The following is a 10572-nucleotide window of genomic DNA, read 5'->3' as shown; positions in this document are numbered from 1 at the left end:
CGGCACGTCGGCAAGGGCCGGCGGTGCGCTTGAGAAACCACGCGAGGGGCCCAGCCGGGTGCCGTAGAGAACACCGAGCAGGAAGAAGAGCAGCAGCATTCCGAGAATGCCGGTGCCCAAAAAGGCGATTTGACGGTTATCGAGGGAAAAGGCGTATTTGTCGCTGATCTGCTTATAGTTCTGCATCGACGTGTGGGGCTTCGGCGCGCCCTCAAAAAACGCCGAGCGAAATCAGTTCTCTAAAGCGGAAGGTTCAGGATGCTGGAGAATCCCCGAGCCTACTCGGGCGCCTCTTCAAGCTTGGCCATCCGCTCCGGAGCGCTGACACCCAGACAGTCTAGCCCATTTTTGAGCACCATTGCCACCGCTTTTGCCGCTTGCAGACGCACTTGCGTAAGTGCGGGGTTTTCCGGGTCGATCACCTTGTATTTCGGAGCCCCCTCGCCGCGCGCTGTGTAGTAGCGCGAGAAGGCCTGGGCCAGCTCCATCAGGTAGTGCGGCAGGGGATGGGCCTGCAGGTTGCGCGCGCACAGATCGATGATCTCGGGATAGCGCAGGACTTCGCGCGCCAGGTCGAGCTGCTCATCGGCGCCAAGGAGGCCCGCATCGAGCGACGTTGCCGGGTCGAACTCGATCCCCGCCTCCCGGGCTTTTTCAAAGAACGAACAGATCCGCGCGTGGGCGTACTGCACGTAATAGACCGGGTTGTCCATGCTCTGCTGGGTGGCCAGATCCAGGTCGAATTCCATGCTCGAATCGGGCGAGCGCAGCAAAAAGATGAAGCGCGTGGCGTCGGCGCCGACCTCGTCGATGAGATCGCGCATGGTCTCGAAGATCCCGCCGCGCGTGGTCATGGAGACGCTCTTTCCGCCGCGCACCAGGCTCACGAACTGCACGAGCTGAATGTTGAGTTTCTTGTCGTCGAAACCCAGCGCATTCATTGCGCCCCGGACGCGGGCGATGTACCCATGGTGGTCGGCCCCCCAGAGGTTGATGAGCTGGTCGTAGCCGCGCTTGAACTTCTCGCGGTGGTAGGCGATGTCGGCGGCAAAGTAGGTGGGCACGCCGTTCTCGCGAATGACGACGCGGTCTTTTTCATCGCCGAAGTCGGTGCTGCGAAACCACCTGGCGCCGTCGACCTCGTCGAGAAGGCCCTTCTCATGCAGCACGCTGATGGCCTCGTCGACTTTGCTGGCCGCATGCAGCTCGCGCTCGGACTGGTAGCGGGTGAACTCCACGCCCGCGGCCCGCATGTCCTCGATGATCCCTTCCATGATGCGCGTGCGCGCCTCGTCGGTGAAGTATTCGAGGGTGTCCTCTTCGGGCTCGTCGGCGAAACGATCCTTTTCGCGCGCGTAGATCTCGGCGGCGTGATCCTTGATGTAGTCGCCCTGGTACCAGCCGTCTTCGAACTCGATTTGCTTTCCGCATTCCTGCAGGTAGCGCGCACGCAGCGAGCGCCCCAGATTGTCCATCTGGAGCCCTGCGTCGTTCACGTAGTATTCGGTGGTGACCTCGTGCCCGGCGGCACGCAGGATGCGCCCGAGCGTATCGCCCACCACGCAGCCGCGCGCGTGCCCCACGTGCAGCGGGCCCGTGGGGTTGGCGCTCACGAATTCGAGCAGGACCTTGTGCGGGGCGCTGACGACGTTGCGCCCGAAGTTCTCGCCCTGGGCGAGCGCGCCCTCAAGCGCTGCATACCAGCCGGCCGCGCTGATGCGGAAATTCAGGAAGCCGGGACCGGCCAGTTTCACGCCCTCGACCCAGTCCGGTGCGAGGGATTCGAGTTTTGCCTTGAGTGTTTCGGCGATCTGGCGCGGATTGCTGCGAAGCGCTTTTGCGCTGAGCATCGCCACGTTGGTGGCGTAGTCGCCGTGGGTGGGGTCCTTCGGACGCTCGACGACGAACTCCGGCGGGGTGCCGACCGACCAGCCGGCATCCTTCGCCGAGGCGGCAAAGGCTTCACAGATCAGGGATTCGAGTTTCTCTTTCACGGGGCACCGGCCCGGGCGAGTGTTTTCGGCAATAATTTCAGCCGCTTAGCAGCCCATCAGGCGTCGCGAGCATACCGCGCCAGCGCGCAAAGTCAATTCCCGCGCGGCGGGCCCCGGCCCTAGTTGGCGTCGCACACAGTGGGCTGACCGGCTTCGACCAGTGTCAGCTCGAGCCCCTTCACGCTTCGGTTGTCGTTGCGGTCGAAAATCTCGATCTCCAGGCTGAGTACGGCCTGGTCGACGTTCGCAAGCGTGGGATTGAGACGGAACTCGTTGAGCTGCAACTGAACCGTGGCCGAATCGCCAGAGCCGAAGCGGAAGGACGGGAACTGATCGGACCAGTCGGCATCCTGCGCCACGGTGACGTCTTCGCGGGTGATGTCGTTCTGGAACTGCACCTGGACGCCAGGGTCGGTCAGCTCATCGATGGAAATGTCGGTGAACTGCACGTTGAAGCTCGACTGGTCGATGCCCGAACCACCGGCGTCTTCGAAGGAAAGCGCGAAGGTGACGCTGCAGCCCTGCTCGATGGTGAGTTCATCACCCACGGGCGAATCGAAGAAAATCGTGGGCGGCACATCGTCGGTCAGGTCCACGATGGTCGCCAGATTGATGGACGGCTCGGTGCCGCGCGTGATGGACTCGTAGTAAACGCGCAGGATGTTGTCGCTGGCGAACAGGCTGGTGGGCGCCTGCGCCTGATCGGCCTGAACCAGAATCGGGTTGGTCGGAACCAGCGTCGAGAAGCGCAGTTCCTGATCGTCGGCATCCCAGTCGAATCCGTCGAAGGAACCGGTGATGCCGATGCGGTGCGCGTTGTTACCGTTGGTGCCCGTGTACCACATGCGCCAGAGCACCGTGCCGAGCACCGAGCGCGAGAGCAGGATCGTGGGGTCCGAAGCGCCCGCACGGTCGAAATCGGCATTTTCCTTCGCGAAGTTCCCACCCTGCAGGACGATATTGTTGCGAAGGCGAACCGTCGGCGCGCTGGGTGAGGCATAGTCCACATCGCCGGCACCGGGATCCATGAGCAGGCGACGCGCAACCACCTGACTGCCAACCTGCGTCAGTTCGGCCACACAGATGCGGTCAATGAGCCGCTCTTCACAGCCGTTGGCCGTGACCTCACCGAATTCCTCGGTGCAGGTGTAATACATGAGGTAGCGATCACGGAACGGATCGCGCATCACGAAGGGGTCGCCCACGCCGCCGCTCTCCCAGGGATAGGGACCCGCTTCGATCGTGACGGTCGAGTCGGTGCCGCCGGGGCACTGGTCGGAGTTGATGCCGTTGTTGCGCTGGCAGCCATCGTCGATCAGGTCTTCGGTGGCGTTGAGCGAACGGCGGCTGCAAACCTCAACCTGCGGGTCGAAGGTCCGCGCGCGATTCGTATAGAAAATGTCATCGGTACAGGGGAGCTGGCCGTCCGAGGGATTGAGCGGGTCAGTGCCCGAAAGCCCGCAATCGGTGGCCCCGTCGTCTTCAATGTCCTTGTTCGCCATCAAAATGGGAACGCCGTTGCTGGCCACTTCGTTGAGCCCCGGCAGGGTCACCACGCTGATTGCCGAGGGAACCAGCGGAATCGGGCGCGCCGGCGCGTCGGGCGGGCGCACAAATTCCGAGCTGAAACCGTAGCGCAGACCGTCCTGGTCATCATCGTTGACGGCATCGAAGATGCCCGGGCCCGCGTAGAACAGGCAGCTCCCGCCCGCCGTGGCGGCAAAGGGACAGTCCTCGAGCACCATGGGATCGAGGACGCCCGGCGAATCAAAGGAGTCGGTCAGACGCGGGGGCAGCGGGCTGGGCGGATCGAGCGGCGCGAGATCGCCGGTCACGCGGTTGCGCCGAACCAGCAACAGGCGGCGGTTCTCAAAGGTGAAGCCGCGGTCGCTCGAGCGCGCCTCGCCGATACCGCCGGAGACCTGGCTGCTCGTGGCGTCAGTTCCCACGTAGTAAAGGATCAGTTCACTGACGCCGCTGGCGCCCTGGAGGATGTAGGGCGAGCCCGCACCGTTGGTATCGAAAAATTCGCTGCCCACGGGCGTCTGGCCGGCCTCGGTGGTGCGCTTGGCAAAGAGCGGCACATCGCCCAGCGTTTTGAGCGCGCCCACCTGCGGGTCACGCGTGGCCGGTTCAGGAATTTTGGGCCCCTCGCAGCCGAAGCTCACGAGCGCGGCCAGCGCGAGCGCACTCCTGGCGAGGAATGCGCCCCACCCCTGCCGCGGCATCCTGCCGGCCACCGGCCGGCTCTGCTCTGTCATTGCGTTACGAACGCCTGTCATCACTACCACTCCCTAGAACCGCACGGTTCCCTGGAAACCGAAATTGAGCATCCATGCATTGAACTTCAGATCCCCGATCGGATGCAGCGGGGAAGCACGCCGGGCCGTGCCGCTGTCCATCTGCTGGAACTGCACGTGGAAATCCACCGTGAAGGGTTTCTCCAGAATTTCAGTCGGGTCCTTGAGGGTCAGGCCCGCGCCGACCGAATAGGCCGAAATCGACTCATCCAGAAAGGAGGTATCGTAGGCCTGCTCTGGCACGGGCGTCGTGCGCCGCATGTAACCGGCGCGGAAACGCACGTCCTCGTTGTATTTGTATTCAATACCCACGTGCACCTGGAAGGTATCGGAGAAACCGGGGTTGGGATCGACCGTCACGATCGGGGCGATCAGGGCGTCGGGCGTCACGCGAAGCTGCACGCCCGGCGAGGGTGTCTTCGAGGTCTGCACGAACACGCCGTCGGCCGAGAGCACGAACTGGTCGAGGAATTCAAAGGCAATGCCGCCGCCCATCTGCGGCGGCGAATAGAGCACGTTCGAGATGAACTGCGCTTCGATCGAGATGATGCCCGCATCCGCCTTGAAGGGCAGCTTGATATCGGGCTTCACTTCGGAGCGATAAAACAGACCGATGCGCACGAAGCGAACCGGGACGATCTGGATGCCGAAGATCGGTGCCACCACCGGATTGATGGTCAGCGCCGTATCGCGGCCCGTGATCGTCGCGTTGCTCAGGTTGAAGGAGGACCGGACCTCGCCTTCGGCCTGGATGATGAGCTGGCCGCCGGCACCGATGGTGAAATACTTGCTCGGCCGGAACGCCAGGCCGAACGCAATGATCGGCGTCTGCAGCAGGTCCTCGCTGAAGACGAAGGACGGCTCTTCAGGCGTGCGAATGCGGATGGTTGTCAAGTTCGGGAAGGGCGTGAGTGCGCCGATGCCGAAGGCCACGCGTTTCTTGAGCGGGCCGCCGATCGGCACCACCGCGCCGAAGGAGTTGGTCATGAACGGATCGGTGGGTCCCTTGCGCGACCCGGCGAAGTTTGAATACTTGAAGCTTGGAATCACGATCGCAGGCCCGAAACCGAGCTGCAGATCGGTGCGATTGGCCAGACCGGCCGGGTTGTAATAGACCGATGAATAATCGGACACGGATGCCGAGACGGCACCGCCCAGACCGATCGAGCGCGAGTGCAACCCGAGGATCGTCGCCGGCGACTGTGCCCGCGCCGAATCCGGAGCGGCCACAAGCGCACATACCAACGCCAGCAGCACCAACGCTGCGCGCATCCACCTGCTCTTCCCCATCATCCTAGGCTCCATCCACACCACCGATCATTGCTCCAGTCCGATAATTCCGTTCTCAAACAGCAGGGCCTGGAACAAGATAAATTCGTTGAGCACGCCTTCCTGCGACATCAGAAGCAGCGTTGGCGTCAGGCGCTCAAGCGCGCCGGTCGTCACGATCTGCGCGACGATATTCACGATCACCTCCGCGGTGCCCGTATCCACCAGATCGACATAGGTGTCGAAGAGGAAGCGAATGTCTTCCTCGGGGATATCGCCGAGTACCTGCGTCGAGCAGCCGACCATGCGTCCGGCAAGGCTCTGCGAGTCCGAGCAACCGATCGGCGGCAGGCTCGGATTCACGCTCAGCAATTCCGAAATGGCCGCGGCAAAGACCCCGTCCGCGTCGTTGCGCATGATGGGGTCGGTGGCCTCAATGAGGCCTGCAATCGCGCCCGTATCCGGGTCGAACTGGTCCACTACGAAGTTGATAAGTTTGGCACGATCCGATTGATTAAGCGACTCGAAGGCGTCGGCAAACTGACGGGCGGCCTCCAGGCTTGAATCATTGAGGAACAGGCGCAGGGCCGAAAGCGTCGGGTTCTCCGCCCGGTTGCCGCGCTGGGGCTCCAGCAGATCCACCACGGTCCGAAGGATCGAGGCAAAGAACGGAATCAGCTCACTGGAGAACTCGGGGCTCTGGAGCACCTGGCCCAGGATGACCACAATGTCGCGCTGCACCTGACCGAACAGGGTGAGCTGCGAGGGGTGGTCCGGGGAGCTGCAGTTGAAGATCGGCGTGCCGTTGCCGTTCTCGTCGATTCCGAAGATGCAGTCCACGGCAAGCGAGAGGAAGTCGTCGGTTGAAATGGTCAGCGAGTCGATAGGCCGGATCATGATCGGGTTGTTGTCCACGTCAAGCTGGACGACTCCGTCAAGGTTCGTCAGGGGCCCCGGTTTGGTGATGGCCCGCAGGAAATCGGCGGTCAGGTCGGGGCCGTTGTTGCGGTTCTCGCACACCCCGAAGGATGAAAAATCAGGGTCGCAGGCAATGCCCAGATTCGGCTGTTCCACGCGCACATAGTTTTCCACCGTGTTGACCGGAATGGATTCGAGCGCCAGCAGCAGTGCGATCAGGTCCTGCGCGAACTGGGTATCAGGGCTGAAGAATGAGGCGATCACCGGCTCGATCTGACGAAGGGCCACGCGGTTGTTGATGATCTCGCCGTTGTCGAGCTGCACCGTGTTGTTGAGCACGCGGGTCAGGTCGATGGCGGCGGTCTGCACATCCACATTTTCAATGTTCGGACGGCTGATGATCTGCGCGATACGCGAGAAGGCCGGGACGAAACCGGTGCGCGCAGCTGCCGCCACCGCGTCGAGGGATTCGAGCACGGCCTGACGGTCGTCCTCGCTGAGCACGCCGTTGGCCAGCAGCGGGCCGGTCAGTGAGCTCGTGTCATCGATGAGCTGTTCGGCGGTCTTGGGATTAATACCTGCCACCGTCGGGATGAGACGCGCCAGCGCATTGGCCTCGCGCCGGATCTCGTAGAAGCCCGCGCAGTTGCCCGTCGCGCCGGCGATGCAGTCGTCATCGAGAAGCAGGTTGCCCACCACGGCGCTGGTAAAGGCAGTGGTGCCGGGTGCAGCACTGATGAGCACGGTGGCCGGATCGAGCGGATCGACAATGGCCTGAATCGGCTCGACGCTGGCATTGAGCAGCATCTGGAGCGCGGCCGCAATACTGGCAGTTGTATCGATGCCGGTGGCCAGATAGCTGTGCGGCGTGCCGTTGATATCCACGGTGTAGTTCATCACCGCGGCGCTCGTCACGCTGACGCGGGCGCTCTTGCGAGTGAGCGCCAGGTCCCCGGCGATGGCGACGCTGATCGCCGCATTGGCCGGATTGGCGTAGACGCGAATGCGATCGTTGAGGTTGACGTCCGCGACCGCGCGGGCGGTGTCGCTCATGGAGTTGATCGCGGCAACCAGGTTGCCCGCGACAATCGCCGGCGTGTCGCCAAGCTGTGCCATGTAGCTGCTTGGCACCCCGTCAATGGTAACGGTCGAAGTGTTACCCGGAACCGCCGCGGTCACCGAAATGCCCGTCGCCGGAGACCCGGTGTTCTCGTTCTGGCTGCAGAGGGTTGTCGCCGTGCTGCCGGCCAGGGGGAAGGGCGAGTTGGTCTCGCACCCATTGGCGAAAGGGTTTGTCCGGCACACATCGGCCGAGGGATCGAACCCGTTGAGCAGGAAGGTTTCCTCAATGCTCGAGGGCAGCGCGTTGGCCAGCCCGCTGGAGGGCAGCGAGCCGGGCACGCAGATCACGCGGTCGTCGTAGACCTTGGGAATATCGAGCCGCGCCACCGGGCCGTACAGGTCGTCATAGACGAACAGGTCGTTGGGCAGGCCCAGATTCACGCCGCGGTTGGTATCGCTGAGGAAGGTCGCGCTGCACGAGAGAAGCGGCACCTGCCCGGCCGGGCAGACCTGCTGGGCCACCGGCGCCGAGAGAGCCGAGAGATCGAGCGCCCGCACATCACTTTGATGCTGAATGACCACGTCGCTGGTCACGTCGATGATCGGCAGCATCTGGGTCATCTGGTTACCGATGGACGCGCGGTATTCCGGCGGGCTGTTGGCCAGCGCCAGATCGAGGTTCACGTTCGAGAAATCGAAATTGGGTTCGAGTCCATCGAGGGTCGGGATCATGCCGCCCTCCTGATGGAACTGATAGAGCTGAAACACCTGACGCGGGAAGCGCTGCAGGTAGTTGGCAAGGAATCCGTAATAGCGGCCCTGGGTGAAGATGTTCGAGAGATCGCCCGTGTTCACGGCAAACGGCAGATCGTCTTCTTGCGGCGTCATGATCTCGCCCAGGCGCGCGCCCGGGTCAACGCTCAGAGCCACACCCGGTCCCAGCGCGCGAATCACCACCCCTTCGCCGCTCACCGATGCCACAACCGGCTCACTGCCGTTGTTGATCGCGCTGACCAGTCCCGAAGCGATCTCCGTGTCGGTCGGCGTCGCATCCGAGGTATAGGTGAAACCCACGGTGTTGATCGTGATTTCGTACTGGGTCTCGGCAGCCGCCTCATCGACGGTCACCAGGGTGCTGCGCGTGTCGGTGAGGCCGTTGGCGTTGGCATCATCCTCAAAGAATGTGTCGAGCCCCACCAGCACGGTATCGCGCCGCAGGATCTGCAGGATGCGCAGGCAGACGACCTCGGTCCGACCGCAGATGGCCTGGAGCTCGTCCTTGGCCGCGATGCCCTCGATCAGGCCCGCGTCATTGAGATCGAGTTGAATCTGCCGGTCGCGGTAGACCTTGTTCGTCGCGCTCAGGCCCGCACCGCCGGTAACCACCGCGGGCGGCAGCACGACCTCGAGCTGATCGGACGCCGGTGTTGCGACCAGTCCGATCAGGGTGCCGGTGTTGATGGCGCCGGCAAGCCCCGTCGCGATCATGGCGCGGGTCTCGCCCATTGCGGCCGTATAGAGGAACGTCTCCGCGCCGATCGTCAACTCGTAATCGCCCGCCGCGGCGCTCTGGATGAAAACCTGCATCGGCTCGTTGATGGTCACCAGCTCGGGGGTCAGCTTGATCGGCCCGTTGAGTGCTTCGGCGCCGAGTTCGGCGTCCACGATGGAGACCATGCCGCGCGCATCCGTCGCGATCACGGGCTGGGCAAGCGGCGCCGGCGCGTCGCAAAGAAGGGCCGGGTCGTTCACGCAGGCCGCCAGGGCCGCACTGATCTCGGTCTCGGTCGCGTCAGCATCGCTGGTAATGGTGAAGACCTCCCCATTGATGGTGAGGCTGTAGGGGGTCGCATCCGCGGCGTTGTCGACGACAAAGGCGCTTGTATCGCCCGGGAAATCAAAGAGCTGATACTGATCGCAATTGACCACTGGCGAGACCGGCATCCCCTGCCCGTCGAGTTCCGGACCGGCAATGCGCGGGATGACCGAGGGGTCTTCGCAGGCCACGCCCGCGTCCTCGAAGGGGCGGTCGGCAATCACGAGGAAGTCGCCGGGCACCGCCTCACGCACATCCGAGGCCTTGCCTGCAAACTGCGTGTCGTCACGAAAACGGATGATGTTGTCGATGTCGCCGCCGCTGGTGTTGTTCACAACGGTGTTGAAGAAATCGGCATCGGCGCAGGCGCCGCCCGGGCAGATCTGCACCGGCAGGGCGCGGGCCAGCGGCTGGTTCGGATCGAAGGGATGAAAGTCCGAGACGGGTTTGTAGGGCCGGTCGTCATCGGCGGAGATGTACTGAATAAGGCTGACGTTGATCGTGCCGGCCGGATCGATCTCGATGCCCGATACCAAATGATTGAATTCCGAACACTCAATTGGGAAACCGTCGGGATCGAGGCAGGTCGTCACCGCCGGATGCCCGCAGGGAAGCGGATTGCCCATCGAGTCCATGCACTGCGATCCGAGCGGCGCGCCGCACTCATTGGGCGCCACCGAAGGGTCCGAGCACTGAAGCTCGGCGAAGATGTGCTTGAAGAACAGCTCCATCGCGCCATAGGGGAACGACTCGGGGCCCCCGAAATTGCCGACGCTGGTCAGCGGCTCCAGGAAGACCTGCAGCGGCGTGAGCGAGCCGTGTGCGCTGCTGCCCGCCTGGGCAAAGCGCGCGCGGGCAACACCGCCCTGCATCTCGGGCAGGTAGCGCGGCTCATACGAGCCATGAATGCCGTCATAGGCCTTGGGGCCGTCGGTCATGAGCGCGTAGATGGTCTTGAGCGCCGGACCGAAGATGTATTCGCCGGTGTTGAGATCGGTCGTCGTGAGCAGACGTCCCAGATCCTCAAGCGCGACCAGCGGCAGCGCGCGGCCCTCGATGAAGAGATTCGCCGGGTTGTCGGCGGCAAAGATGAGGGCCTCGGCGCCGCGGCGCATGGAGGGACCGGCATCGGAGCGGAACAGGTCGAGCGACGTATTGCCCAGCGCCTGTGAGAAACGGTCGAGGTTGTCGTTGTCGGTAAACGGGTTGGAGG

At 63.4% G+C, this 10572-nt stretch carries 5 protein-coding genes; all 5 read right to left on the bottom strand.

Annotation, left to right across the window (positions count from 1 at the left end; genetic code table 11):
• Positions 1-186: hypothetical protein (locus tag KDH09_09010; protein ID MCB0219819.1), on the bottom strand; the 186-nt coding region annotated here is incomplete at its 3' end.
• A 92-nt stretch (positions 187-278) separates the two neighbouring features.
• Positions 279-1994, bottom strand: coding sequence for an arginine--tRNA ligase (locus KDH09_09005; protein MCB0219818.1), 1716 nt, complete (start codon positions 1992-1994; stop codon positions 279-281).
• A gap of 119 nt (positions 1995-2113) precedes the next feature.
• The gene (locus tag KDH09_09000) at positions 2114-4255 is read right to left on the bottom strand and encodes a hypothetical protein (GenBank protein ID MCB0219817.1); all 2142 of its coding nucleotides are present in this window, start codon (positions 4253-4255) and stop codon (positions 2114-2116) included.
• A 33-nt stretch (positions 4256-4288) separates the two neighbouring features.
• On the bottom strand, positions 4289-5566 hold the full coding sequence (locus KDH09_08995; protein ID MCB0219816.1) for an outer membrane protein transport protein: 1278 nt from the start codon (positions 5564-5566) through the stop codon (positions 4289-4291).
• Between the two features lie 45 nt (positions 5567-5611).
• On the bottom strand, positions 5612-10572 hold a 4961-nt coding region (locus KDH09_08990), incomplete at its 5' end, for a hypothetical protein (GenBank protein ID MCB0219815.1).

Source organism: Chrysiogenia bacterium (genome assembly GCA_020434085.1).
In the GTDB taxonomy this organism is placed as follows: Bacteria; JAGRBM01; JAGRBM01; order JAGRBM01; family JAGRBM01; genus JAGRBM01.
Note: the sequence above shows the minus strand (reverse complement) of the source record. Positions and strands in the feature narration are given on the sequence as shown.